24 protein-coding genes are annotated in these 24,629 nt (G+C 58.8%); 11 read left to right on the top strand and 13 right to left on the bottom strand.

Features of this window, described 5'->3' with window-relative positions; translation table 11 throughout:
• Positions 1–62: 62 nt before the first annotated feature.
• The 10 genes from nuoF to IOD40_RS08140 form a co-directional block, all read right to left on the bottom strand.
• Positions 63–1,367, bottom strand: a complete 1,305-nt coding sequence (nuoF, locus tag IOD40_RS08095) for an NADH-quinone oxidoreductase subunit NuoF (RefSeq protein WP_198476034.1) — start codon at positions 1,365–1,367, stop codon at positions 63–65.
• 10 nt (positions 1,368–1,377) lie between these two features.
• On the bottom strand, positions 1,378–2,586 hold the full coding sequence (locus IOD40_RS08100) for an NADH-quinone oxidoreductase subunit E (protein WP_198476035.1): 1,209 nt from the start codon (positions 2,584–2,586) through the stop codon (positions 1,378–1,380).
• Complete coding sequence (locus IOD40_RS08105) at positions 2,587–3,777, bottom strand: NADH-quinone oxidoreductase subunit D (RefSeq protein WP_198476036.1); 1,191 nt, start codon at positions 3,775–3,777, stop codon at positions 2,587–2,589.
• Positions 3,778–3,785: 8 nt separating this feature from the next.
• Positions 3,786–4,391 carry an NADH-quinone oxidoreductase subunit C gene (locus tag IOD40_RS08110; protein WP_198476037.1) on the bottom strand — a complete coding sequence of 202 codons (606 nt, stop codon included), beginning with the start codon at positions 4,389–4,391 and terminating at the stop codon, positions 3,786–3,788.
• Between the two features lie 9 nt (positions 4,392–4,400).
• Positions 4,401–4,982, bottom strand: a complete 582-nt coding sequence (locus IOD40_RS08115; protein WP_198476038.1) for a NuoB/complex I 20 kDa subunit family protein — start codon at positions 4,980–4,982, stop codon at positions 4,401–4,403.
• A complete protein-coding gene (locus tag IOD40_RS08120) occupies positions 4,973–5,338 on the bottom strand; it encodes an NADH-quinone oxidoreductase subunit A (protein WP_198476039.1) in 366 nt (121 codons plus the stop codon). The genes IOD40_RS08115 and IOD40_RS08120 overlap by 10 nt, the downstream gene beginning before the upstream one ends.
• 210 nt (positions 5,339–5,548) lie before the next feature.
• Positions 5,549–5,935, bottom strand: a complete 387-nt coding sequence (locus IOD40_RS08125) for a tyrosine phosphatase family protein (protein ID WP_325099684.1) — start codon at positions 5,933–5,935, stop codon at positions 5,549–5,551.
• A gap of 206 nt (positions 5,936–6,141) precedes the next feature.
• Positions 6,142–7,194, bottom strand: coding sequence for an aldo/keto reductase (locus IOD40_RS08130; protein WP_198476041.1), 1,053 nt, complete (start codon positions 7,192–7,194; stop codon positions 6,142–6,144).
• A 77-nt stretch (positions 7,195–7,271) separates the two neighbouring features.
• Positions 7,272–7,982, bottom strand: coding sequence for a hypothetical protein (locus IOD40_RS08135; RefSeq protein ID WP_210336830.1), 711 nt, complete (start codon positions 7,980–7,982; stop codon positions 7,272–7,274).
• Positions 7,983–8,017: 35 nt separating this feature from the next.
• The gene (locus IOD40_RS08140; RefSeq protein ID WP_198476043.1) at positions 8,018–8,737 is read right to left on the bottom strand and encodes a TadE/TadG family type IV pilus assembly protein; all 720 of its coding nucleotides are present in this window, start codon (positions 8,735–8,737) and stop codon (positions 8,018–8,020) included.
• Between IOD40_RS08140 and pncB the strand changes: the two genes are divergently transcribed.
• Positions 8,736–10,040, top strand: coding sequence for a nicotinate phosphoribosyltransferase (pncB, locus tag IOD40_RS08145; protein WP_198476044.1), 1,305 nt, complete (start codon positions 8,736–8,738; stop codon positions 10,038–10,040). The genes IOD40_RS08140 and pncB overlap by 2 nt on opposite strands.
• A gap of 13 nt (positions 10,041–10,053) precedes the next feature.
• Here pncB and IOD40_RS08150 read toward each other — a convergent pair whose 3' ends face one another.
• Positions 10,054–10,881, bottom strand: a complete 828-nt coding sequence (locus IOD40_RS08150; RefSeq protein ID WP_198476201.1) for an aldo/keto reductase — start codon at positions 10,879–10,881, stop codon at positions 10,054–10,056.
• Positions 10,882–10,966: 85 nt separating this feature from the next.
• Between IOD40_RS08150 and IOD40_RS08155 the strand changes: the two genes are divergently transcribed.
• Positions 10,967–11,947: a heparan-alpha-glucosaminide N-acetyltransferase gene (locus IOD40_RS08155; protein ID WP_325099686.1), complete on the top strand. Its 981-nt coding sequence runs from the start codon at positions 10,967–10,969 to the stop codon at positions 11,945–11,947.
• Positions 11,940–12,416: a methyltransferase family protein gene (locus IOD40_RS08160; RefSeq protein WP_198476045.1), complete on the top strand. Its 477-nt coding sequence runs from the start codon at positions 11,940–11,942 to the stop codon at positions 12,414–12,416. Before IOD40_RS08155 ends, IOD40_RS08160 begins: the two co-directional genes overlap by 8 nt.
• A gap of 8 nt (positions 12,417–12,424) precedes the next feature.
• Here the strand turns inward: IOD40_RS08160 and IOD40_RS08165 are convergent, their stop codons facing one another.
• Positions 12,425–12,970, bottom strand: a complete 546-nt coding sequence (locus IOD40_RS08165; RefSeq protein WP_198476046.1) for a GyrI-like domain-containing protein — start codon at positions 12,968–12,970, stop codon at positions 12,425–12,427.
• A 168-nt stretch (positions 12,971–13,138) separates the two neighbouring features.
• Between IOD40_RS08165 and IOD40_RS08170 the strand changes: the two genes are divergently transcribed.
• From IOD40_RS08170 to IOD40_RS08205, 8 genes are all read left to right on the top strand, one after another.
• Positions 13,139–14,041, top strand: a complete 903-nt coding sequence (locus tag IOD40_RS08170; RefSeq protein WP_198476047.1) for a GntR family transcriptional regulator — start codon at positions 13,139–13,141, stop codon at positions 14,039–14,041.
• A 61-nt stretch (positions 14,042–14,102) separates the two neighbouring features.
• Positions 14,103–16,721: an aconitate hydratase AcnA gene (acnA, locus tag IOD40_RS08175; RefSeq protein WP_198476048.1), complete on the top strand. Its 2,619-nt coding sequence runs from the start codon at positions 14,103–14,105 to the stop codon at positions 16,719–16,721.
• A 30-nt stretch (positions 16,722–16,751) separates the two neighbouring features.
• Positions 16,752–17,720: a Bug family tripartite tricarboxylate transporter substrate binding protein gene (locus IOD40_RS08180; RefSeq protein ID WP_198476049.1), complete on the top strand. Its 969-nt coding sequence runs from the start codon at positions 16,752–16,754 to the stop codon at positions 17,718–17,720.
• A gap of 56 nt (positions 17,721–17,776) precedes the next feature.
• Positions 17,777–18,247, top strand: a complete 471-nt coding sequence (locus tag IOD40_RS08185; RefSeq protein WP_198476050.1) for a tripartite tricarboxylate transporter TctB family protein — start codon at positions 17,777–17,779, stop codon at positions 18,245–18,247.
• A gap of 9 nt (positions 18,248–18,256) precedes the next feature.
• Entirely contained in the window at positions 18,257–19,756 is a 1,500-nt protein-coding gene (locus IOD40_RS08190; RefSeq protein WP_198476051.1) for a tripartite tricarboxylate transporter permease, read from the top strand.
• A gap of 186 nt (positions 19,757–19,942) precedes the next feature.
• Complete coding sequence (locus IOD40_RS08195) at positions 19,943–21,193, top strand: glycosyltransferase (RefSeq protein WP_198476052.1); 1,251 nt, start codon at positions 19,943–19,945, stop codon at positions 21,191–21,193.
• A 53-nt stretch (positions 21,194–21,246) separates the two neighbouring features.
• Positions 21,247–22,680: a lipopolysaccharide biosynthesis protein gene (locus tag IOD40_RS08200; protein WP_210336831.1), complete on the top strand. Its 1,434-nt coding sequence runs from the start codon at positions 21,247–21,249 to the stop codon at positions 22,678–22,680.
• Between the two features lie 4 nt (positions 22,681–22,684).
• Positions 22,685–23,710: a glycosyltransferase family 2 protein gene (locus IOD40_RS08205; protein WP_198476054.1), complete on the top strand. Its 1,026-nt coding sequence runs from the start codon at positions 22,685–22,687 to the stop codon at positions 23,708–23,710.
• Between the two features lie 106 nt (positions 23,711–23,816).
• Here IOD40_RS08205 and ssb read toward each other — a convergent pair whose 3' ends face one another.
• Positions 23,817–24,332 (bottom strand): single-stranded DNA-binding protein, encoded by a 516-nt coding sequence (ssb, locus tag IOD40_RS08210; protein ID WP_198476055.1) that lies wholly within the window; start codon positions 24,330–24,332, stop codon positions 23,817–23,819.
• Positions 24,333–24,629: the final 297 nt, after the last annotated feature.

Consider the following 24,629-nt stretch of genomic DNA (forward strand, 5'->3'; position numbering starts at 1 on the left):
TCTTGGCATCGTTCCGTTGGGGCCAGATCGATCCGGCCCCTGCGTGAGACTTTCTTCTGATCCTATTCCGCAGCAACCAGCACCGGTTCGGCGCGATGGGAGTTGCGGGTAAACTCGTCAATCCGACGCTCGATCTCAGGACGGAAATTGCGGATCAGGCCTTGGATCGGCCACGCCGCAGCGTCCCCAAGAGCACAGATCGTGTGGCCTTCCACCTGTTTGGTCACGTCGAGCAGCATGTCGATTTCGCGCTTGTGTGCTTCACCACGCACGAGACGCTCCATGACGCGCCACATCCAGCCCGTGCCTTCACGGCACGGTGTGCACTGGCCGCAGCTTTCGTGCTTGAAGAAGTACGACAGCCGAGCAACCGCTTTGATGATATCGGTCGACTTGTCCATGATGATCACGGCAGCCGTTCCGAACGACGACTTGCGCTCACGAAGACCGTCGAAATCCATCGGGCAATCGATGATGTCTTCTGCCTTGACCACTGGGCACGAAGCGCCACCGGGGATCACGGCGAGAAGATTATCCCAGCCGCCACGGATACCGCCACCATGCTTTTCGACGAGCTCACGGAAGGTGATGCCCATTTCTTCTTCGACGGTGCACGGCGTGTTGACGTGACCGACGAGCATGAACAGCTTGGTGCCAACGTTGTTTGGACGCCCCATCGAGGAGAACCAGGACGCACCACGACGCAGAATCGTCGGAGCAACTGCGATCGACTCGACGTTGTTGACGGTTGTCGGGCAGCCATAGAGACCGACGTTCGCAGGGAACGGCGGCTTCAGGCGCGGCTGGCCCTTCTTGCCCTCGAGGCTCTCGAGCAGCGCAGTTTCTTCACCGCAGATGTAAGCGCCCGCGCCGTGGTGGACGTAGACGTCCATATCCCAGCCGCACTTGTTATTCTTGCCGAGGAGACCAGCGTCGTAAGCTTCGTCAATCGCGCGCTGCAACGCCTCGCGCTCACGGACGAACTCACCGCGGATATAGATGTAGGCCGCGTGAGCGCCCATCGCGAAACCAGCGAGAAGGCAGCCCTCGACCAGCGTGTGCGGATCGTGCCGAAGAATGTCGCGATCCTTACATGTGCCGGGCTCGGATTCGTCAGCATTTACGACCAGGTAGTGCGGACGGCCATCGCTCTGCTTAGGCATAAACGACCATTTGAGGCCTGTCGGGAAGCCAGCGCCTCCGCGACCACGCAGACCGGATGCCTTCATCTCATCGATGATCCAGTCCCTGCCCTTTTCTACGAGCGCTTTGGTGTTGTCCCAATGGCCGCGACGCATTGCGCCGGCCAGCGACTTGTCGAAATGGCCATAAATATTGGTGAAGATGCGGTCTTTATCGTGAAGCATCCCGACCTCCTTAACGCGGCTTCTTGCCGAAGACGCGGATGTATTCCGCTTCGCCGCCTGTTGCCAGTGCGGATGCCTGCTTCACCCAATCGTCGCGATCGATACGGCCCTTGAAGTTCAGGTAGCCGTCGACCCAACGACGCTCGGCCTCAGTCCACGCGGCGATCTGCGCGAAGGTGAAGATGCCGAGCTCGTGAAGAATACCTTCGATCTTCGGGCCGATCCCGGAGATCAGCTTCAGATCATCGGCCTCCGCCGGGCGCTCAATGCCGGCTGGACGATTTTCGTCATCCAGCGATGGCTTTGCCGTCTCCTGCGACAGTTCGGGCGCCTTGTATGCCGACGCCGGCTCTGCAACCTTGTCAGCATGCGCACGCGGCTCACCGTCGACAGACTTGTCGGCCTCAGCCTTATTCTCTGCGGGGGCCGCTACACTCGCTGCGGCTTCCGTGCTCGGGCTCACTTTAACCGGAGACGGCGTCGCAAAAGCGGGATTGGTTTCGATCGCATCTGTACGAGGACGCGCTGCCTCTGACGGAGCCTCGACACCCGCAGCAGAAGCACCGTTCGCACGTGCTTCCGCATCGCGGGTCGTCTTCAGAACAACCGTCTCGTCGGTCAGGCTGGTGAACCCCGTTGCAGGCGCAGAGAAGACGCGATCGGTCTGCGGACCTGTCTTGACCTGGTCACCACGTCCCGCCTCGAATTCATCGATAATTTCCGCAAGGCGCTCCGGGGTCAGATCCTCGTAGGTATCCTTGAAGACCATGACCATCGGCGCGTTTACGCATGCGCCCTGGCACTCCACCTCTTCCCACGAAAGCGTACCGGCATCGTTAAGATGCATCGGCTCCGGGTGAATCTTGGAGCGGCAGACGTTCATCAGGTCCTCAGAGCCGCGCAGCATGCACGGCGTGGTTCCGCAAACCTGGATATGAGCTTTCTTGCCCACCGGAACGATCTGAAACTGCGTGTAGAACGTCGCAACTTCCAGAACGCGGATATAGGCCATGTCAAGCATGTCGGCGACATATTCGATGGCCGCCTTGGTCACCCAGCCATCCTGCTCCTGAGCCCGCATGAGAAGCGGGATCACGGCGGACTGCTGACGGCCTTCCGGGTACTTGTTGATGGTATGCTTCGCCCACTCCAAATTCGCCTCGGTGAAGGCGAAACTGGCTGGCTGAAAGGCTTGCTCTGCGAGACGGCGAACGGACATTTAGCGGTCGACCTCACCAAACACGATGTCGAGGGAGCCGAGGATGGCTGATACGTCGGCGAGCATGTGACCCTTGCAAAGGAAATCCATCGCCTGGAGATGTGCAAAGCCCGGCGCACGCAGCTTGCAGCGGTAAGGCTTGTTGGTGCCGTCCGAGACCAGATAGACGCCGAATTCGCCCTTAGGCGCTTCAACGGCGGCATAGACCTCGCCCGCCGGCACGCGGTAACCCTCGGTGTAGAGCTTGAAGTGGTGGATCAGCGCTTCCATCGAACGCTTCATCTCGCCCCGCTTCGGCGGGACGACCTTGCCGTCCACGGAGGAGACCGGCCCGACACGCTCGCTGCCAAGCAGCCTGTCGATGCACTGGCGCATGATACGGGCGGACTGGCGCATCTCTTCCATACGGATGAGATAGCGATCGTAGCAGTCGCCGTTCTTGCCGATTGGGATGTCGAATTCGAGTTCGTCGTAGCACTCGTATGGCTGCGACTTGCGCAGATCCCACGCAGCACCCGAACCACGAACCATCACACCCGAGAAGCCGAGCGCCCAAGCATCTTCCAGTTTGACGACGCCAATGTCGGCGTTACGTTGTTTGAAGATACGGTTTTCGGTCAGAAGTGCATCGAGGTCATCGATGGTCTTCAGGAACGGATCGATCCACGCACCAATATCTTGGATAAGCTTCTCGGGCAGATCCTGATGGACGCCACCAGGACGGAAGTATGCGGCGTGCATGCGCGAGCCGGAAGCACGCTCGTAGAACACCATCAGCTTCTCGCGCTCTTCAAAGCCCCACAGCGGCGGGGTCAGAGCACCAATATCCATGGCCTGCGTCGTCACGTTCAGGATGTGCGACATGATGCGGCCGATCTCGCTGTAGAGCACGCGGATCAGCTGGCCGCGCTTCGGCACCTCAATACCGAGCAGACGCTCAACTGCCAGGCAGAAAGCGTGCTCCTGGTTCATCGGCGCGCAATAGTCCAGACGGTCCAGATATGGGACAGCCTGCAGGTATGTCTTGTGCTCCATCAACTTCTCGGTGCCGCGATGCAGCAACCCGATATGCGGATCAGCACGATCAACAACCTCACCATCGAGCTCCAGAACGAGGCGAAGAACGCCGTGCGCTGCTGGATGCTGCGGGCCAAAGTTGATGTTGAAATTACGAACGGATGTCTCAGCCATAACGCGCCTCAGTTCGGCTTGGCTTTCTCATCGCCGGGCAGCACGTAATCCGTGCCTTCCCATGGCGACAGGAAGTCAAAATTGCGGAACTCCTGCTTGAGCTCCACGGGCTCGTAGACCACGCGCTTGATCTCGTCGTCGTACCGGACCTCCACGAAGCCGGTAAGCGGGAAGTCCTTGCGGAGCGGGTGCCCCTCAAAGCCATAGTCGGTGAGGATGCGGCGAAGCTCGGGGTGGCCCGAGAAAAGAATGCCGTAAAGGTCATATGCTTCGCGCTCAAACCAGTCGGCACCTGCATAAACCGAGGTGATCGACGGGACAGGCGTGTCCTCATCGGTCTGCACGCGGACACGAACGCGAAGGTTCTTGTACGGCGAAAGCAGATGATAGACGACATCGAAGCGATCTTCGCGGGCCGGATAGTCGGCACCGGAAACGTCGACGAAGGAGACGAAACGGCAGTTCTCATCGTCGCGAAGGAACTTCACCACCTCAACGATGGCTTCACGCACGACGTGAATGTTCAGCTCTCCATAAGCGATCGAGACATCGATGACCTTGTCGGCCAGACGTTCGCGCACATAGGATCCAAGACTGGAAAGGGCTTCACTCATAGTCGCTTCTTACCGCTCAATCGTGCCGGTGCGGCGGATCTTCTTCTGAAGGAGAAGAATGCCGTACAGCAGCGCTTCCGCCGAGGGCGGGCAGCCAGGAACATAGATGTCCACCGGAACAACGCGGTCACAGCCTCGAACCACCGAATAGGAATAGTGGTAATAGCCGCCGCCATTTGCGCAGGAGCCCATCGAGATCACGTAACGCGGCTCCGGCATCTGGTCATAAACCTTGCGGAGCGCAGGCGCCATCTTGTTCGTCAGCGTACCCGCCACGATCATAACGTCCGACTGACGCGGAGACGCGCGCGGCGCAATACCGAAGCGCTCGCTGTCGTAGCGCGGCATTGCCGAGTGGATCATCTCGACGGCGCAGCAAGCGAGACCGAAGGTCATGTACATGAGCGAACCGGTGCGCGCCCAGGTAATGAGAGCTTCGGAGGACGTGACAAGGAAACCCTTGTCCGAAAGCTCGTTGTTCAACTCGCCGAAGAATGGATCATCAGAACCGATCGGCTTGCCCGTGTTAGGATCGATGAGACCCTTAGGCTTCGGGGCAACCAAAGTCTGGGAGGCGTCGTTCAATCCCATTCCAGTGCTCCCTTCTTCCATTCATAGATAAAGCCGATGGTCAGCACTGCGAGGAAGACCATCATCGATGAGAAACCCAGCCACCCGATCTGCCCAAAGGACACTGCCCACGGGAACAGGAACACCACTTCCAGGTCGAAGATGATGAAGAGGATCGCAACCAGGTAGAAGCGAATGTCGAACTTCATGCGCGCATCGCTGAAGGAGTTGAAACCGCACTCGTAGGCCGACAGCTTCTCCGGATCGGGATTGCGGTACGCGACCAGGAACGGCGCCACCAGGAGCGCAATACCGACCAGCAGCGCGACGCCGATGAAGATTACAATTGGAAGGTAGGAACTCAGAAGTTCGCTCATCTTGTTTTCCGTTTGCACCTCAACTTGGCTCGACACTACAGCTGCGAACCCAAGGGTGGAACCGCTACAGATACTCCGGGTGGAGCCTCTTGAAGCGAGGAGTGATTGCGGGGCGAGCGTTAGCGCAGGCGCACCCACGAAGCAAGCCCAACATTCGCCAGAATGCCCCGTAACGCCCTGCTACCGTTACGGCATGGCGCTGCTTTTGCCCTACAAGTTAACGTTACCCCGCTCCCCAACCGCGATGGAAAATGGCGTACCCTCAAAAGCGTCGGCCCCACGTCCGATCGCCTCGATCGCAGCCACCATTCGCCCGTTTCGTCCCAGAATCTCGTCTGCGTGGCGGATCAGACGCAAATTCGGCGTTGCCGAGGGTGATGAGCGGCGCAAAGTCTGGGCGAGTTCTTCCTCGCAGCGTATGGGCGACAATGCCGCAACCGATATGTAGGCGGCTGCGGTTGAGCGGCTTATCCCGGCGAAACAGTTAATGACCAGCGGCGATGTCCTGTCCCACTCCTCAACGAAGGAAATCAGTTCCTCCACATGCCTGCGTGCGGGAACGATCATTCCCGGCTGCTCGGCCAGCACATCGTTCATTTCGAGGAAAAGGTGATTCGCGGGAACAATCGAATCCGGACGTTGAAAATCTGCCCGGTGGGTCAGCAAAGTCACCAATCGGCTTGCGCCGACCGCCGAGATGGTTTCTGCGACTTTTGTCCTCGAGCAAACGTAGATCATCGGACGACCTTTCAGCGACCGGCCTTCAGGCCGGCCGCCTGAGCTTCAGATAGGCAAGCCTAACATCACGGGCAAGGGTTGCCACGCAGTTGGTGCTCCGCATCAATCGCCGCCTGCATCTCTTCCGTCCATTTGACGTCAGCAGACGACAGCGCCAACTCGAGATGGTTCATGCTGGTCGCGCCAATGATGTTGGACGTGACGAATGGCTGGTTCGTCACAAACGCATTGGCGAACAGCGCCGGCTCCATTCCGAACTGGCGTGCGAGTTGGTTGTAGGCTTTGATCGCCTCGGCCGCTCGTGGGGTTTCATAGCGTTGAAGGCGATCGAACAATTGCTTGCGAGAGCCCGCCGGGAGAGCGCCGTCATCATATTTCCCCGTCAGGTACCCCTGCGCAAGCGGAGAATAGGCGAGAAGCCCGACCTCTTCGCGATCGCAGACTTCGGCAAGGTTCACTTCCAAGGTTCTATTGACGAAATTATACGCATTCTGGAGCGATACCGGCCGGGGCCCGACGCCTTTTTCCGCTTCAGCGATGAACTTCATCACTCCCCAGGAGCTTTCATTCGAGAGGCCGAGATGGCGGATCTTGCCTGCCTTCACGATCTCGTCGAAGACAGCGAGCGTCTCGGCAATCGGCGTCTCGTCTTCGGCGCGCTTTGCCGGCCATTCAGCAACACGGCTCGGGTTCGATCCCCAGGGAACCAGACGGTCCGGAAAGTGGATCTGATACAGGTCCACATGATCGGTCTGCAGTCGCTGCAGCGACTTATCGATGGAATCCAGAATGTCGGCACGCACAAGCTTCGAAGGACGCCCTCCGCGAAACCACTCATTTGCGGTGCGACCGACGACTTTGGTGGCGAGAACGATCTTGTCGCGATTTCCGCGCGCCTTCATCCAGTTGCCGATGTAGCGCTCGGTACGGCCCTGCGTCTCCGGCTTGGGTGGAATTGGGTAGAGCTCGGCCGTGTCGATGAAGTTGACGCCGCGGTCGATCGCGAAGTCGAGCTGCTGGTGCCCCTCTTCTTCAGTATTCTGCTCGCCAAAGGTCATCGTCCCAAGGCAAATTTTCGAGACGAAAATGTCCGTGCGCCCGAGCCTGCGCTTTTCCATGTTTGATACTCCAAGATATTGAGGAGCGACGGTTGAACCGCGTGCTGGTGAAAGTCAATGTCGCGGCAAGATCCTCATCATCGCGAGAGATAGACAGACCGCTGCCCTGCCCCAGCAGATGTGAGCCCGTCCAGCTTCCAGTCTGCCTGATTGATGATGAGCGTGTTGACCACCAGAGCAGTCTTGTGGCCATTGATGTTCGACTTGGCATTGTAGGTCACGTCGCGGTTCGGCAGATAGATCGCGCCCTCCAGTCGCTGTAGCTCCATCCGATTGAACACGAATTGCTGCTTGTGCGAATTGTTCGACGGATCGCTTGTACGTTCGAACATCAATATTCCCTGATAGGGCCCGGAGGCAGGTGCCGAAGCGCTCATCGTGATGTTGTCGTTCAACTGGATCCTCGATTGCGTGTTCGGGAAATAGAAGGTCACCCCTTCAGCCTTCACCGTCCCGGCATTGATGATCATGGTGCCCCTGACGATATGGAGCCCCGGTTCGAAGGTCACGTTTGCAGTGCCGTTGAAGGTGACGTCGCAATGGATGCCGCTCTTCAGCGTGTGAGTGCCAGGGCTTTTAGGTCCTGAGGTTGTGCAACTCGCTGGCAATGTCGGCTCAGGAATTTTTCCCGCGTAGGGATCGGCTGGCGGCCTGCACCCGATCTCGAGCCCGCCAATTCGTCCGCCATTATTAAGAATGCTCTTTCCCGCAACACACGTCCGGGAGACGTCTAGGCTCGACTGCGCGTTCATGATCATGGCGTTATGTTCGGTGGAGTGAACGTTCACCTCACATCTTTCGGCGTCGATCTTTGCCCCTGAGTTCACCAGCAACGCCTGTGTCTTGTTGGCAAGCACGGGATGCAAGGGGCCCCAGCTTCGGAGACAAAAAAGCGCGCTTGAGAGACGACCGAAATCTCCTTGCCTTCGGTCAAGCGGCCAAAGCCGAACATCGGCTCCATCGGCCGACTAGCCCACCCGTCAAGGACCCCTTCGCCGAGAGAGAAACCGGCTTTAATGACGCTGCCAGCGCCATCGGCTGACTGATTTTCTGAATTGTCCTGGAACGTCGCCCGGAAAAAGCGTTCCGCCTCGGCGATCTGGGCGTTGCCGTGACTGGCACCAGCGAGCACGGCGGCGTCAAGTCTTTGCTGCAACTCCGAACGCATACGCGAGGCGTTGGCGTATTCCATAGCGACCGCCACACTCGTCAGCAGCGGCAAGCTCGTAATGGCTGCGATGATTGCGTAATTGCCTCGCCGGTCGTGCGCGAAGCTGCGAACAAGCGCTCCCAGCCGCCCGCTCAGACGTGAAATGTTCATATTGGCCCCCAGCCGATGGATTTGTGTGATCGCCGTGTAGGAAAGGGGTATAAAGTTCTGCTGAATCCCGGCGGAAATGTTTGCTTTTTCCGTAACGGAATTGACAATCGAGCCTGCATAAGTTCCGTTCCCTACCTTCGCGCCGTCAGGTAGGTGGCGGAAGATGAGGGATGACCTAGAGCGCAGCTTCACGCGAACGCGTTCGTCGATGAGATTTGCCATGACCAGAACCGACATCGCCCGCAGGGTGTACAATCACACCTGGAAGCTCGACCCGATCGTGCGCAGCCTGCTCGACACCGACTTTTACAAGCTGCTGATGCTGCAGATGATCTGGGGCGTTTATCGTGATGTCGACGCTACCTTTTCGTTGATCAACCGGACCAAGTCGGTCCGCATCGCCGACGAAATCGATGAGGAGGAGCTAAGGGCACAGCTGGACCATGCCCGTACGCTTCGCTTTACCAACAAGGAGATGATCTGGCTCGCGGGCAACACTTTCTACGGTCGCAAACAGATCTTCGAACCTGATTTCCTCGCCTGGCTCGAAAACTTCCGCCTGCCGGAATACGAGCTCTTCAAGCGCGACGGCCAGTACGAGCTACACTTCCATGGCCGCTGGCACGACACCACAATGTGGGAAATTCCCGCGCTCGCAATCATCAACGAATTGCGCTCACGCGCTGCGTTGAAGTCTATGGGTCGGTTCGCGCTTGATGTGACCTACGCCCGCGCCAAGGCGAAGGTCTGGGAGAAGGTCGAGCTGCTCAGGAAATATCCGGATCTGCGGATCTCGGATTTTGGCACCCGTCGCCGGCACTCTTTTCTCTGGCAACGCTGGTGTGTTGAAGCTCTGAAAGAAGGTATCGGCTCAGCATTCACCGGAACTTCAAACGTGCTGCTTGCCATGGATACGGATCTTGAAGCGCTTGGAACCAATGCACACGAACTGCCTATGGTCCTTGCTGCGCTCACCAACTCGGATGAAGAGTTGCGCGCCTCACCCTACCGGGTGCTTGAGGCCTGGCAGAAATATTATGGCGGCAATTTGCTGATCGTGCTGCCGGACACTTTCGGTACGGCGTCTTTCCTGCGCGACGCGCCCGACTGGGTCGCCGACTGGACCGGCTATCGCCCCGACAGTGCACCTCCGATTGAGGGCGGTGAGCGGATCATTCAGTGGTGGAAAGAGCGGGGCCAAGATCCGAAAGACAAGCTTCTGATCTTTTCCGACGGCCTCGACGTGGCAACGATCGAGAAGACCTACCTCCACTTCAAAGGGCGGGTGCGGATGTCATTCGGCTGGGGCACCAACCTGACGAACGACTTCAAGGACTGCGCGCCGGCGCACAATGACCGCCTCAAATCGATCTCTCTGGTCTGTAAGGTGACGCAGGCCAATGGCCGACCTGCAGTCAAGCTTTCGGACAACCCGGAAAAGACAACGGGCGATCCGAAAGAGGTCGAGCGATACCTCAGGGTCTTCGGCGAGGAATCCCGGGTAAGACAGCCGGTCCTCGTTTAGACCGGCTGAGTGCTCAATTGTCCCATTTGGGCGAAAACGCGTAGTCGCAGATGCGCGGTGCCTTGCCACGAAGGGCGGAGATCTGTTGCATCTCCTCTCCGCTCAACACGAAATCGAAAACGTCGATATTTTCGGCGAGGCGCTCCTTCTTAGTCGTCCGTGGAATGGCTACCATCCCGTTCTGCTGCACGTGCCAGCGCAATATTATCTGACCCGGCGTCTTGCCGTGCGCCGCAGCAGCAGCTCGCACAACCGGCTCATCGAACAAACCGCCACTACGATAAAGCGGACAGTAGGAGACCATTGCCATTCCAGCGGAGCGGCACGCGTCGTAGACCTTGCGCTGATCCAGATATGGATGATTTTCGACCTGGTTTGCCACAAGCGGCGCTTCCGACAGAGACAGCGCTTCAGACAGCAGCGCCGTGGGGAAATTCGAAACGCCTATGTGGCGCGCGAGCCCCTCGGCTCGAACCCTGTTGAGCGCTTCAATCGACTCCCGGAGCGAAATTTCGGGATTCGGCCAGTGGATGAGGAGAAGGTCAACATGGTCGAGCCCGAGGCGGCGCAAGCTGTCTTCGGCGGAACGCCGCAGATCATCCGCAGCTAGGTCGGTCCACCAGACCTTGGTGGTAACGAAGACATCCTCACGAGCGACCCGCGCAGCGCGGAGCCCCTCGCCTACCGCTTCCTCATTCTTATAGGCGGCGGCGGTGTCCACGTGGCGATATCCCAGTGCAAGGGCATCGGCTACCAATGATGCACATGCGTCGCCTTCAAGGGTCCATGTACCCATCCCCAGGGCTGGTATCGAAGCGCCATTTGCGTCAACGTGGTGCATCCATTTGTCCTTCTGCTTGGCCGGTTCCCGGGTGATCATGCTATCTCTTCAGCGGCGGATGGGGACCGATTCGGAAAGGAAACTAGTGCAGCGTTCCGCAATCGACAAACCCCGGCTCGAGGCGATCGATCTTGCCCGTGGCCTGGCGCTCGCGGCAATGGCAATTTACCATTTTGCCTGGGATCTGGAATTTTTCGGCTATGCGCCGCATGCGATGACGGCCCAGGGCGGCTGGAAGATATTCGCGCGCTGCATTGCCTCATCCTTCCTGTTTCTGGTTGGCGTCAGCCTTTTTCTTGGCCACGCGAAGTCGATCAGGTTGCCGCCCTTCCTTCGCCGCCTCGCAAGGGTCACAGCAGCCGCCGCAGCAATATCTCTCATCACCTGGTTCGCAGTTCCGGGTGGCTTCATCTTTTTCGGGATACTTCACCAGATCGCCCTCGCCAGCATCCTTGGCCTTGCGTTCGTGCGGGTACCCGTTGCGATCACCGTTCTGCTAGCGCTATTTGTGCTGTCCGCACCGCACTTCCTTCGCTCGACGTTCTTCGACCATCCCGCACTCCTTTGGATCGGACTATCAAGCGTCAACCCGCGCTCGAATGACTATGTGCCCTTGTTCCCGTGGTTTGGTGCTGTCCTCTTCGGCATCGCTGCCGCAAAGGTCGCCGCCGACCAGGGCCTCTTTGAAAAATTGTCCAGGTGGCGACCTGGAAGCTGGTCCACGCCTTTCCAGGCTGCCGGACGGCATAGTTTGGCGGTCTACCTCATTCATCAGCCAGTCCTCATCGGTGCAATATGGCTGTTCGCGCAGGTCTCGCCTGCACCGCAGCCAACAGCTGAAACGCAGTTCATGCGCGCATGTCAGGCGCAGTGCCAGAACATCGAAAGCGGTGAGTTCTGCGATTTTTACTGCGTCTGCGTCATGGGTACACTTGAGAATGAGGGGCGGATGGAAGAGGTCGTTATGGGCACTGTGCGCCCTGAGACGTCAGAAAGATTGCAGGAAATCGTTGCTGCCTGCACAGTTGATGCCGAATATGTGACGAAGGGGGAGAACGATGGATGACATCCGGACAAGACCGAACCGCCTGCCCTGGCCACCAATGATCTACCTCGCCAGCGCAGCAATAGCTGTCGTTCTCAACTGGCTATACCCCCTGCCCTGGATTACTCGCCCGCTCTCCGAGATCCTGTTCGCATTCGGCTGGTTGATTGGTGCCGGAGCCATTGCGATGGATGTTGCGGCCATACGCGCTTTCAGGCGTGCCAAGACGACAGTGATGCCCCATCGCGCTTCAGACCATCTGGTCACGAGCGGCCCCTTCGCGATCACCCGCAATCCAATCTATGTCGGCAATACGATGCTGATGATTGCCGTCGGTCTGATTACCGGGATCACATGGTTCATCCTGTTCGCTTTCGTGGCAGCCTTCATGACCCAGAAGCTGGCGATCGAGCGGGAGGAGAAGCATCTTGAGGCGCGCTTTGGAAAGCGCTGGCGAGATTACGCGAAGAAGGTTCGCCGCTGGGTCTGAGCGCTCGCTCAAACTGCAGAAGCTGTAAATCCTCCGCCTTTCGGCATCTGGTCACTTACGCTCTCCACCGGCAGCATCAGCCTCAGGGCCGGCGGCGCGTCCAGATTGACATCATGCGGGTACTCCTCCCGATGGTCACAATTCGTGCGATCACGACGCAGCCCGTTTGCGCGCAGCCAATCGAGTATCTGCCCGTAATGAGCCAGCACGTCTCCATCCTCGTGGCCGTGCCAGGAACTTGCGACTGTCATTTCGGGAATATGCTGTAGCTCGAAACCTGCGGGCATCGCTTCGGCTGGTTCAACGGAAATACCAGCAAAATATTCGAATGTTGCATCATCAACGGTGCGCGAGAGTGCCACGATCGGGCTCTTCCACATTGCTTTCCGGACATCTGAGAACGCCTGTACCTTACGCAGCAACTGTTCCGTCTCTCCCAACGCTGCTGCTTTGTATGTGCCGATCCAACGCAGTCCGCAGAGAATCTCCTGCGGCCTCTCGGAAAGCGCAATTGCGTGAGCCGCAAATGTTCCCTCACCGCAAAGCTGGCACATGATCTTCCACCTGTTCTCCTGAGTTCATCCGCCAAATGGCGTCGACGCACATGCTTCGTCAACGTTGACACTACGTCAGTTCGCCTGACTTTCGCGCAACACGCGGCGAAACTTCCCATGACGCCACATATCTCGTAAGGGAAACACACAAGGCCCTTGAGATTTTGAATGAAGACACCTGGCCTCGCAGCACGCATTGCAGCCGCTATCGGGAATGAGATACGCGAAGGTCGCCTCGCCCCCGGTACACATCTTGTCGCGCAAATTATTGCTGATCAGTACGCAGTTTCACGCTTTCCCGCCAGCGAGGCGCTTAACCTCCTCGTGAAGCAAGGCCTTGCCCGCAAGGTTAAACATCGCGGGGTGTTTGTGAATGACCTGTCGCCCGCCCAGATGGCGCCAGCGGAAATCGAAATCGACCTGATCGAGAAGACATATGCGCTGCTGGCAGACGATGTTCTAGAGGGTCGTCTGCCACAGACTGTCTCCGCTACGTTGCTGCGCGAGAACTACGGACTGACCCAGGCACAGGTACAGACGCTGCTGACCCGTATCGTCAAGGAAGGCTGGCTGGAGCCCCGATCGGGATACGGCTATGCCTTCACGGAAATGCTGACGTCGCCCGATGCTCTGGTTCAAACTTATCGGATGCGCAGGGCGCTTGAGCCGAGCGCGCTGCTTGAACCCAGCTATCACATCGAATCATCCGTCGTGCAGCGGTTGCGAGGTATCGAAGAGCACCTTCTGAACGGTGGAATCGAGACGATGTCCGCCGAAGAACTCTATGATCGCGGTGTGAACTTTCACGAAGCGATCGTCGGTGCATCGAGAAATCCGTTCTTTCTCGATGCCTTGAAGCGGATCAACAGTATCCGCCGTCTGCTGGCCTATCGCTCCATGGGTTCCCGCGGCCGCTACTTCCAGCAAGCTCGAGAACACCTTGAAATTCTTGATCTTCTTGAGCGCGGAGAGAACGAAGAAGCTGCCGCAAAGCTCGAAGTTCATCTCTCGACCGTGATCCAGAATCTGGACGACATTCGCCCTCTCCTCGAAGGGAGATCGGTGCAGTAAATTGAAATTGCATTTGGACACATAAATATGCAATCTGCGCACCAACTGGAAAGGTGGTGGTATGGGTTTGCTTCCCCCGATTGTCGAAATTCAAAAACGGCGCGCGGTCGATCTCAAGACCGCGTTCCCCGGTCTTGAGCGTCTTCCTGTTGTCCTGCGGATTCTTCTGGAGAACCTGCTGCGCAACCGACCTGGGCCAGAAGTGGTCCGCCTGTTCAGGGACTGGCTGGCAACCGGTCACAGCGAAGCGGAGATCGAATTTCTCCCGAACCGGCTTTTGATGCACGACACCACCTGCGGCCCTGCTCTGGTCGATATTGCCGGACTTCGTGACGCGGTCGCAGAAGCCGGTGGAGATCCGCACCTCCTCAATCCGATCCTTCCGATCGACGTGTCGACTGACCATTCCATCGCGATCGATCGCTACAACGACAGCAACGCAGCTGCGTTCAACATGGCGCGCGAAGCAGAGCGCAATGCTGAGCGCTTTCGCCTGACCAAGTGGGCTGAATCTGCCCTGTCGAACTTCCGCGTGCATCCACCCGGCACCGGCATCCTGCATACGATCAACATGGAGCAGCTTGCGACCGTGGTGGTCCGCGAGGATGCTGTCGGCGGATGGGTTCATCCCGATACGCTCATCGGCACCGACAGCCACACGCCGATGATCAACGGCGTTGGCGTTCTCGGTTGGGGCGTCGGCGGCCTGGAGGCCGAGGGCGTCATGTTCGGCCTTCCTGTCGTCATGCAATTGCCCGATGTTGTCGGCGTGCGCCTTACTGGTGCGCTGCCCGAAGGCGTTCTCGCGACTGACCTTGCCCTGCGCATCACCGAAATGCTGCGCAAGGAAGCGCTCGACAGCGCGTTCGTCGAGTTCTTCGGGCCCGGCATCGGGTCTATTTCAGTTGGCGACCGGGCGGTTGTGGCAAACATGGCGCCAGAATATGGCGCGCAGACTGCGTATTTCCCGATCGATTCCCACACCCTTGCGTATCTGCGCATGACAGGACGGCCGGACGATCTGGTCAGGCTGGTTGAGGAATATGCGCAGCTGAACGGCCTTTGGTATGATCCATCAGCTTCGCCCACCTATACCCGCGTGCTCGAGCTTGACCTCTCGTCAATCAGCATCAGCCTTGCGGGCCCTCGCCGCCCGCATGATCGTGTCGTCCCTTCCGAGGCAGCGGAAGCAATCGCCCAGATCTCTCAGAACAAGCAGCCATCGCAGTTCGCTCTCGGTCACGGCAGCGTTGCAATCGCGTCGATTACCAGTTGCACAAACACGACCGATCCCCGTCTGACGCTAGCGGCGGGGCTTCTCGCGCGTAAAGCCAGAGCACGTGGCCTAAAGGCTGCTCCCTGGGTGAAGACGGCGTTCTCTCCAGGGTCTCCTGCCGCCGAGCGCTATCTGGAACGCGCGGGCCTTCTTGATGATCTGGAGGCCATGGGCTTTGCCATAGTCGGCTACGGCTGCATGGCGTGCATCGGCAATACGGGGCCTCTGTCACCCGAGATGGAGCGAGCGATTGCCGAGGGATTGACTGCAACTGCGGTCATTTCTGGCAACCGCAATTTCCCGGGACGGGTGCATCCCCTGCTCGATGCGGGGTTCCTCGCCTCACCTCCTCTTGTCGTGGCCTATGCAATCGCAGGCACCAGCGCGATCGACATCCTTTCCGAAAAAATCGGCACCGACAAAGATGGCCAGCCGGTCTATCTGCGAGATATCTGGCCGTCATCCGCGGAGATCGATGAAGCGTTTCATAAATCACATGACGCTGACGACTATCGCGAGGCATTTTCCAAGGCGAGCGCAAGCCGCCGCTGGCGAGAACTGGAAGCCCCTGCCGGCGCGCGCTTTCCATGGGATGAGACCTCCACCTATCTGCGTCGTCCTCCGTTTACACGCGGCGGACCGCAGAGCAGGCTCGGAAGCTATGATGCCGTGCCGCTGATGGTTCTTGGTGACGACATCACGACCGACCACATCTCACCTGCGGGTTCGATTGATGCGCGCAGCGAGACGGGCAAATATCTGATCGCGAACGGCGAAAATCCGCTCGATCTCAATGTCCATTCTTCTCGGCGTGGCAATTTCGAGTCGATGATCCGCGGCCTGTTCACCAATAAAAGCGTTGTGAACCACCTCGGAGCGGACATTCCTCCGGGATCTACGGTCGATGCGATGAGCGGCGAGATCGTTCCGCTTTACGTCGCGGCCGAGCGATACGCGGAGGCTGAAGAGAGCAGCGTGGTCTTTGCAGGCAAACGCTATGGGCAAGGTTCATCGCGCGACTGGGCCGCAAAGGGTCTGGCTCTTCTCGGAGTACGGGCAGTTCTTGCCTCTAGCTTCGAACGCATTCACCGTACTAACCTTATCGGTATGGGAATCCTGCCGCTGCGGTTACAAGATGAGATAGAGTCGACGGCGCTTGGACTGCGGCCCAGCGACAGAGTTCGGATCAATGCGGATCTGTCGCAATTGCGCGCTGATTTGTCGGTTCCTGTAAAAATACTTCGTGACGGGGCGGAGATAGTCCGCCTGACTGCCTTTGCCGAGGTCAAGACCGACCTCGAATTCCGTCAACTCGAAATTGGCGGCGTCGTGCCGCTGATCCTGACGCGAACCCTTGAGGGTACCGCGTCGGGGCAAACGACCTCACACGACAAGGTCAACTGAGAACACCATTAACCCATGGGAGGTTAGAAAATGCGTGGTTTGTTGAAAGCATTCGCCATCACCGGAGTGGCGCTGACATTGGGGCTGTCGTCTGCCTCAGCTCAGGACTCTCTTGGTGATGTTAGCCTGCTTGCTCCAGCTGGCGCTGGTGGCGGCTGGGACGCTGCGGCCCGTTCGCTGCAGCAGGTTCTGACCAGCGAGAAGCTGGTTTCGTCGGCGCAGGTGCTTAACGTTCCGGGCGCAGGCGGCACGGTCGGCCTTGCACAGTTTGTCAGCTCGGCAGGCAATGACCCCCGTCAGCTTTTCGTCGCGGGAATCACCCTCGTCGGCGCGATCATCTCAAACGGTGCTCCGGTCGATCTGACCCAGGTGACACCGATCGCACGTCTGACCGGTGACCCGCTGGCGATTGTCGTCCCGGCCTCATCTGACATCCAGACGGTCGATGACCTTCTCGCCAAGATCAAGGAAAACGTCGGTGGCACCATCTGGGCGGGCGGCTCGGCAGGTGGCGCTGATCACATGCTCGCAGCGATGATCACCCAGGCCGCAGGCGCTGATCCTGCAGCCGTCAACTACGTTGCCTATTCGGGCGGCGGCGAGGCGCTTGCAGCAATGCTCGGAAACCAGGTCACTGCGGGTATCTCCGGTTATGGCGAATGGCAGGCTCAGATCGAGTCTGGCGACCTGCGCGCACTGGCTATCTCCTATCCGGAGCCCATCGAGGGCATCGATGCACAGCCACTGAAGGCCCAGGGCGTGGATGTTGAGCTGGTCAACTGGCGCGCGCTCTTCGCTGGCAAGGATATCACGCCTGAGCAGAAGGCTGCGATCGATGCAGCCATCGAAAAGGTTGTGACTTCAGATGCGTGGAAGGAAATTCTGGCCGCCCGCGGCTGGAGTGACTACTACATGAGCGGAGATGAATTTGCTTCGTACCTCACTGAAGAGACCGAGCGTGTAAGGGGTGTCCTGACCTCCCTGGGTCTCGCGAAGTAAGCTCCGTTCGTCAACTTGATCGCCGGGGCTACCAGCCCCGGCCTTTCGAGGGTGGTATGAGTACATCGACCAAAATCGCTAACAAGCCCGCGCTGGTGGTTGGGATCGCCTTGATCCTCGTAGCCATCCTCACGGCGTATGATGCAAGCACCATGAACATCCGCTCCGGCTACGGCGTCGGACCGAATGCAACGTCCTATCTGGTCGCGGGCATCCTTGCCATTCTTGGCTTTAGCCATCTGCCCGTCGCATTGAAGCGGATGGACGGCGATGTGCCGTCGGCTGATTGGAAGGCGGTCGGCCTTGTGGGCCTGGCGCTCGCAAGCCTGATTATCTGCATCGCCATGGGGGGGGGCTTTGTGCTCGGCTCAGCGCTGCTCTTCGCCTTTACTGCTCGGGCATTCGGCAGGACGCGGTTCATCGCTGACTTCGCTATCGGTGTCGTTATCGGCTTCCTGATCTTCCTTCTCTTCAACAAGCTGCTTTCACTGTCCCTGCCTGTGGGACCGCTCGAGCGGCTATTCTGAGGCTCGGCTATGGAAGTATTTAGCCTGCTCATTGATGGCTTCAGCGGCGCATTGACGCCGATGAACCTGCTTTTTGCTGCCATCGGCGTCTTTCTCGGCACTGCGGTCGGCGTATTGCCAGGCATCGGGCCAGCCCTGACAGTAGCCTTGCTTTTGCCGATCACCTTCCGCATGGATCCTGCGGGCTCGCTGATCATGTTCGCGGGTATTTACTATGGCGGCATGTATGGCGGCTCCACCACCGCTATTCTTTTGAACACGCCTGGTGAGGCTGCATCCGTCGTGACCGCAGTCGAAGGTAACCAGATGGCGCGTCAGGGACGCGGTGGTCCAGCGCTTGCCACTGCCGCAATCGGCTCCTTCGTCGCTGCACTCGTCGCCACAATCGGCCTGGCATTCCTGTCGCCCTATATGGTCAAGGTAGCCGTCCGCTTTGGTCCGTGGGACTATTTCGGCCTGATGCTGATTGCCTTCGTGACCGTCTCGGCAACGTTCGGCGCTTCTCCTTTGCGCGGCTTGACCAGCCTTGCCGTTGGCCTGTGGCTCGGCCTTATCGGTATCGATCAGCTGACCGGTCAGGCTCGCTTGACCTACGGGGTGCCTCAACTGCTTGACGGTATCGAGGTGACGACACTCGCGGTCGGCATCTTCGCGCTCGGCGAATGCCTCTTTGTCGCCTCGCGCAACCTGATCGCTCCGGAAAAGCCGATCCCCGTCAAGGGATCGGTCTGGATGAGCCGCGAGGACTGGAAGCGCTCTTGGAAACCTTGGCTGCGTGGAACAGCGATCGGGTTCCCTATTGGGGCCCTGCCAGCTGGCGGTGCGGAAGTTCCGACCTTCCTCAGCTACAATATCGAGCGCAAGCTCGCTACCAAGCCCGAGGAATTTGGGCACGGTGCCATTGAAGGTGTGGCAGGTCCTGAAGCCGCAAATAATGCGTCGGCTGCAGGTACGCTCATTCCGCTTCTGACGCTCGGCCTGCCGACATCGGCAACGGCAGCTGTGATGCTTGCCGGGTTTCAGCAGTACAACATCCAGCCGGGACCGCTTCTGTTTGCACAGCATGCGGACCTCGTTTGGGCGCTGATCGCCAGCCTGTTCATCGCCAACGTGATGCTGCTCGTCCTCAACCTCCCGCTCGTCGGGCTGTGGGTGAAGCTACTCGCCATCCCGCTGCCTTGGCTCTACGCCGGAATTCTGGTGTTCGCGACGATGGGCACCATCGCTGCCAACCCGTCCGTTGTCGAGCTGCTGCTGCTGGTAGGCTTTGGCTTATTGGGCTTCCTGATGCGGCGGTATGATTATCCGATTGCTCCAGCGATTGTCGGCCTGATCCTCGGACCTCTCGCGGAACTTGCATTGCGGCGTTCGCTGCAGATCAGCCAGGGCGACCCGATGATCCTGTTCCAACATTGGAGCTCGGCGACGATGATAGGCATCGCAGTCATCGCGTTGATCGTACCCTACCTCTTCAAGGGACTGTCGCGGATGGGGGCTGACGAAGACTAAAGCTGCCCAAGCCTAACCTCACAGAGCAAGGCGCCGTTGCAACGCGACGGCGCCTTTTCTTCGCCTACCGCAGCAACACACCAGGCTCATATGGAGGCTGATGCGGGTCCCCCTTTCGGCTGAATGGACGCCAGGTTGGTGCCGCGGATATCCTGCGGGACATCAGCCGCAGAGGTTCAACTTCAAATGCCGCAGCCGACCTCGCCAGTACGTGTGCTGGTTGCCCCGCATAATTTCGAGATCGGGGGAAGTCAGATAAACGCTTTGGAGCTGGCCGTGGCCGTGGCGAAGCTCCCCGGCTACGAAGTCATCTTATACGCGCCTGATGGTGAACTGACCGAACGCGCGCGTCAGACCGGGCTTGAACTTCACCTCAGCACTCTTCGTGAGCACGCGCCGTCGCTTCCGCGTATCCAGGAGCTTTCGAAACTGGTCGATCATGCAGCCATCGACCTCGTGCACACATATGAATGGGCTCCAACTGTTGACGCTGTGATAGCCCTGGCATGGACCCGGCGGCTGCCTCTTCTATCGACCATCCTCTCGATGGATTATCCGTGCTTTCTGCCCCCGGAGGTTCCAACGCTGTTCGGCACCAAGGAGATGTGGACCCAGGCCCTTTGCGAAGGCCGGAAAGCCTACCTTCTGGAGCCACCGGTCGACACGGAGCGCTTCCGGCCGGACGCGGTCGACGCATCGACAGTTTCCGCGGTGAGAAAAGAGTGTGATGCCGCCGCAGACGAGAAACTGATTGTCGTCGTCAGCCGCCTGAACGCGGTACTGAAGCTTGATGGCCTGCTTGCCCTCGTCAAAGCGGCTGGTGAGGTGGCGCGCAGCTTTCGTATCAAGCTTGCGATAATCGGTGATGGCCCTGCGCGTGAGCTGGTTCATCAGGAGGCCGAAAACGTAAACAAATGCGCTGGTCGAACAGTCATTCACCTCCTCGGCGCAAGACATGATCCGCTTCCCTATTATGCCGCCGCCGATCTGGTCGTCGGGATGGGCAGTTCAGCACTGCGGGCGATGGCAGTCGGCAAGCCGCTGCTCGTCCAGGGTGAGAAAGGCTTCTGGAAAGTCGCGGACGAAGACTCGGCGGAGCTCTTCCTGTCGCAAGGTTGGTATGGGATCGGCGACGGCGGCGCTTCAGTTAAAAACTGCGTGGCGCAGCTCAAGAAGCTGCTCGAAGCGCGAAAGGAGAACCTCGATCTCCTGGGGCGCTTTGGACGCAAGCTGGTTGTGGACGAGTACAGCCTGACTTCTGCAGCGGAATACCTGGCATGGATCTATCGTCAGGTTCTCGCCGCCCCCAAGGTCTCGAAGGGCGATGGCCTCGTGAACATAGCCCGACTCTTTCGCGAAATGACAAAATATCACACAGCGACGAGGTATCCGTGGGTTCGCACCGCCTCACGCAGACTTAGAGGCTTCCCTTCGTGACGGCTTCGGAAACCAGCGGGCTGTCAGGTACAGCCGCCGGCAGTGTCCTTTGGATGACCGCCCAGAAATGGTTCAACAGGATTGGGGGGCTGGTGACGGTGGTCATTCTGGCACGCCTGCTTGAGCCAGCCGATTTCGGTCTGGTCGCAATCGCGCTGTCCATTATCCCTTTCCTGTATCTGCTCGCTGATCTCGGATTTTCGGCGTACCTGATCCAGACCGACGACCCTTCGCCCGAGCTTTTCAGCACCGCGTTCTGGTACGCGTTAAGCGCGGGCCTCATCCTGGCTCTTGCGCTTGGATTTCTCGGCTATCCACTTCAACTACTTCTGGGCGTCGAACATGTTGTGCCGATCATGTGGGCGTTGTCGCCCGCAGTTTTCATTGTCGCGATCGGCTCCGTTCCAAACGCTATCCTTCGGCGCAACATGCGCTTTGACGCGATAGCGCAGCAGGCCATGATCGCGGGGACTGTAAGCCAGATCGCCGCCATCATTCTCGCGCTCAACGGCTTTGGCGTATGGGCCCTTATCGCGCAAACGCTGGTTTCGCAGGTCATCACAACCTTGCTGATATGGCGCGCAGCGAAATGGCTGCCGTCATTGGCCTTTGGCTTCACCGAATTCCGCCGCATGGCAATCTATGGCGTCAACGTTGTGGCGGTCGAGTTTGTCGCCCTTGGCCGCGGATGGGCCGAGAACACCATTGTGGCGAGCACGCTCGGATTGAACGGGCTTGGCTATCTCAATGTGGCTCAACGCCTGATTGTTGTGGCTCAGGATTTGACTGTAACTGCGATCACGCCAGTGTCGGTCGTCGTCTTCTCGCAATTGCGTGTCGACGCGAGGAAGATTTCCGCTGCCTACGAACTGGCTCAATCAGCGGTCTACGCCCTCGTTATCCCGGTGATGGTTTTCATAGCGGTTTGTGCGCCCACTCTGATCCCAATGGTGTTTGGGGAGCAGTGGGGCGCGAGCGTGATCCCGGCGCAAGCGCTGGCAATCGCCGGCATTTTGACCACCGGCGCGTCACTTGATCACGGCCTCCTTTACGGACTTGGCAAGCCGGCAATCTGGTTTTTCTACGCACTGGCAGTAGATGCCGCGACCGTTGCAATGACATTCATGCTGGCCCCGCACGGCCTGGGCGCGGTCACCTTCGGCTTCGTTTGCGTGGCACTCTTCGCAACCCTTGCTCGATGGCCGCTGATTGGCAGGCAGATCCAGCTGAAGGTCTGTGATCTTGCGGAGCAATTTGGCCGAGCCCTGATCCTCGCATTGGTCACCGGAACCATCGGAGCGCTGGCATATGTTCTTGGCAATGAGCAGGGTCGCATCGTTGCGATCCTGGCTGCGGGGCTCTCCATAAGTGTCAGCTGGCTCGGTGCCGTCTATCTCTTGTTTCCCTCGGCACTTGCTGAAGGAAAGCGTCTTGCACTTCAGTTCCTTGGCAAGTTTCGCCCTGCTCCAGCGGTTGTGGATGGATAACACAATGTTGCGTTTGCCACATTCGAGGCCAAGCCGACGTGCACGTGTCTCAGTCGTCATCCCTTGCTACAATTATGAGCGGTACGTGGAAGCGAGCATCCAGTCAGCGCTTGCTCAGCGAGATGTGGACGTCGACGTTACTGTCGTCGATGACGCCTCAACCGACGACAGCGCGCATGTGGTGGCGCAGATTTGCGAACGCGACACCCGGGTCCGCCTGATCAGGCATGCGACAAATCTGGGACATCTGAAGACTGCAAACGAAGCCATCCAGTCAGCGACGGGCGAGTTCGTCGTCAAACTCGACGCTGATGATCTACTGACGCCAGGCTCCCTCGCGCGATCGGCCGTTCTCCTTCTTTCACACCCGGATGTCGGTTTCGCGTATGGCTATGCATCAGATTTCCAGGGGGAGCCGCCACAGATTGAAGACCGCGCAGCGGGATACTGGAAACTGCGTCAAGGTGATGAGTGGCTTCGCCGCGTACTTAGACGAGCACATAACGTCATCACCCAACCCGAGATCATGATCCGGCGCGACGCCCTCCTCGAGATCGGAACAGCGTATGACGAACGCCTCCCTTGGGCAGAAGATTACCATCTGTGGCTTCGGCTCGCCGCGCGCTGGAACGTCGGATATGTCGGGGGTTGCGTGCAGGGGCTCTATCGCGTCCACTGTCAGAGCATTATGCGTTCAGCGAAAGATCTGCACCTCTCTGACCTTCGTGCCCGCGTGGATGCGACCCGCCTCTTCCTGGAGAGTTCGCCGGAGATTTCGCGGCGATACTCACATTTGGCGCTGAGCGCCTTGGCAAGGGACACGCGCATCTTGCTGGCTTCGCGTCGTGAAGACAACGAAACGCCCGCCGCCACTATCGCGGAATATCGACGAATCTCGCTCGAACTCGAGAAAATGTCAGGAATGCGCCCGTGCCAAGCGCCGGCCACTTGGGACGGTACGATCGGGCGAGCGCTCCGCACATTGCGTGAAAAGGTGCGCTGGAGGCGATGGCGGCTCACTGGAGTGTAGCTTGGGTCAGCCTGTCACGCTCCAATCATGGAGCCATGAAACAACAAAAACGCCAACGGCGTGAAGGCCGCTGGCGTTCTTCAAAACATTGATAGATCGGCGAGGCCTAGAACGGGATCTCGTCATCCAGGTCGCGCGAATAACCGCCGCCGCCACCGCCGCCGCTGCCGCCGCGGTCATCACCGGCACCGGAGTAACCGAAATCTCCACCGCCGCGATTGGTTTGACCGCCACCGCGATCGTAACCTACCTGGCCGCCCCCGCTCTCGCCGCCCCGGTCGAGCATCTGAAGCTCACCGCGGAACTTCTGTAGCACAACCTCGGTGGTGTAGCGGTCCTGGCCCTGCTGGTCCTGCCATTTGCGAGTCTGAAGCTGTCCCTCGACATAGACTTTCATACCCTTCTTCAGGTACTGCTCAGCGACTTTGGCAAGATTGTCGTTGAAGATGACGACGTTGTGCCACTCCGTCTTTTCACGACGCTCACCGCTCATCTTGTCACGCCAGCTTTCGGACGTAGCGATGCGCAGATTGACGACTGGGTCGCCTGAATTGAGCCGCCGGATCTCGGGATCGGCGCCCAGATTTCCTACCAGAATGACCTTATTGACGCTGCCGGCCACGACACTCTCCTGCGCTCGTCCGAAACAAAGAAATTTCGCGGTACTCTACGACAAGTGGGCGAATGGCGCGCCGCCTGCTGCAGCAAGTAGGCCTCTCGTCCACAGTAAAGTTTGTTCACTCTTTGTTTCTATCGGATTTCTTCGAATGTGACAATCGCATTCTCGCAAGCCAGTCACTGAAGGGCCCCGCTGGCCCTTCAAGGTCCAAGCGAGGCCATAGGAACCTCTGTTCCCTGTACCGGCACAAGATCGCCGGATTGATTTCGGATGCGTCTCGAGCTGAACTCGATGATCCGA

Source organism: Aquamicrobium zhengzhouense (genome assembly GCF_016124105.1).
Classification (GTDB): domain Bacteria; phylum Pseudomonadota; class Alphaproteobacteria; order Rhizobiales; family Rhizobiaceae; genus Aerobium; species Aerobium zhengzhouense.

Excerpts from the sequence above, each read along its gene's own strand:
- IOD40_RS08130 (WP_198476041.1), bottom strand. The coding sequence starts at position 7,194 with ATGGAAAAGCGCAGGCTCGGGCGCACGGACATTTTCGTCTCGAAAATT.
- nuoF (WP_198476034.1), bottom strand. The coding sequence starts at position 1,367 with ATGCTTCACGATAAAGACCGCATCTTCACCAATATTTATGGCCATTTC.
- IOD40_RS08140 (WP_198476043.1), bottom strand. The coding sequence starts at position 8,737 with ATGGCAAATCTCATCGACGAACGCGTTCGCGTGAAGCTGCGCTCTAGG.
- acnA (WP_198476048.1), top strand. The coding sequence starts at position 14,103 with ATGGGTTTGCTTCCCCCGATTGTCGAAATTCAAAAACGGCGCGCGGTC.
- IOD40_RS08180 (WP_198476049.1), top strand. The coding sequence starts at position 16,752 with ATGCGTGGTTTGTTGAAAGCATTCGCCATCACCGGAGTGGCGCTGACA.
- IOD40_RS08110 (WP_198476037.1), bottom strand. The coding sequence starts at position 4,391 with ATGAGTGAAGCCCTTTCCAGTCTTGGATCCTATGTGCGCGAACGTCTG.
- IOD40_RS08150 (WP_198476201.1), bottom strand. The coding sequence starts at position 10,881 with ATGCACCACGTTGACGCAAATGGCGCTTCGATACCAGCCCTGGGGATG.
- IOD40_RS08125 (WP_325099684.1), bottom strand. The coding sequence starts at position 5,935 with ATGAACGATGTGCTGGCCGAGCAGCCGGGAATGATCGTTCCCGCACGC.
- IOD40_RS08185 (WP_198476050.1), top strand. The coding sequence starts at position 17,777 with ATGAGTACATCGACCAAAATCGCTAACAAGCCCGCGCTGGTGGTTGGG.
- IOD40_RS08115 (WP_198476038.1), bottom strand. The coding sequence starts at position 4,982 with ATGGGATTGAACGACGCCTCCCAGACTTTGGTTGCCCCGAAGCCTAAG.
- IOD40_RS08105 (WP_198476036.1), bottom strand. The coding sequence starts at position 3,777 with ATGGCTGAGACATCCGTTCGTAATTTCAACATCAACTTTGGCCCGCAG.
- IOD40_RS08170 (WP_198476047.1), top strand. The coding sequence starts at position 13,139 with ATGAAGACACCTGGCCTCGCAGCACGCATTGCAGCCGCTATCGGGAAT.
- IOD40_RS08200 (WP_210336831.1), top strand. The coding sequence starts at position 21,247 with ATGACCGCCCAGAAATGGTTCAACAGGATTGGGGGGCTGGTGACGGTG.
- IOD40_RS08205 (WP_198476054.1), top strand. The coding sequence starts at position 22,685 with ATGTTGCGTTTGCCACATTCGAGGCCAAGCCGACGTGCACGTGTCTCA.
- IOD40_RS08190 (WP_198476051.1), top strand. The coding sequence starts at position 18,257 with ATGGAAGTATTTAGCCTGCTCATTGATGGCTTCAGCGGCGCATTGACG.
- IOD40_RS08120 (WP_198476039.1), bottom strand. The coding sequence starts at position 5,338 with ATGAGCGAACTTCTGAGTTCCTACCTTCCAATTGTAATCTTCATCGGC.
- IOD40_RS08165 (WP_198476046.1), bottom strand. The coding sequence starts at position 12,970 with ATGTGCCAGCTTTGCGGTGAGGGAACATTTGCGGCTCACGCAATTGCG.
- IOD40_RS08195 (WP_198476052.1), top strand. The coding sequence starts at position 19,943 with ATGCCGCAGCCGACCTCGCCAGTACGTGTGCTGGTTGCCCCGCATAAT.
- IOD40_RS08160 (WP_198476045.1), top strand. The coding sequence starts at position 11,940 with ATGGATGACATCCGGACAAGACCGAACCGCCTGCCCTGGCCACCAATG.
- IOD40_RS08100 (WP_198476035.1), bottom strand. The coding sequence starts at position 2,586 with ATGTCCGTTCGCCGTCTCGCAGAGCAAGCCTTTCAGCCAGCCAGTTTC.
- pncB (WP_198476044.1), top strand. The coding sequence starts at position 8,736 with ATGACCAGAACCGACATCGCCCGCAGGGTGTACAATCACACCTGGAAG.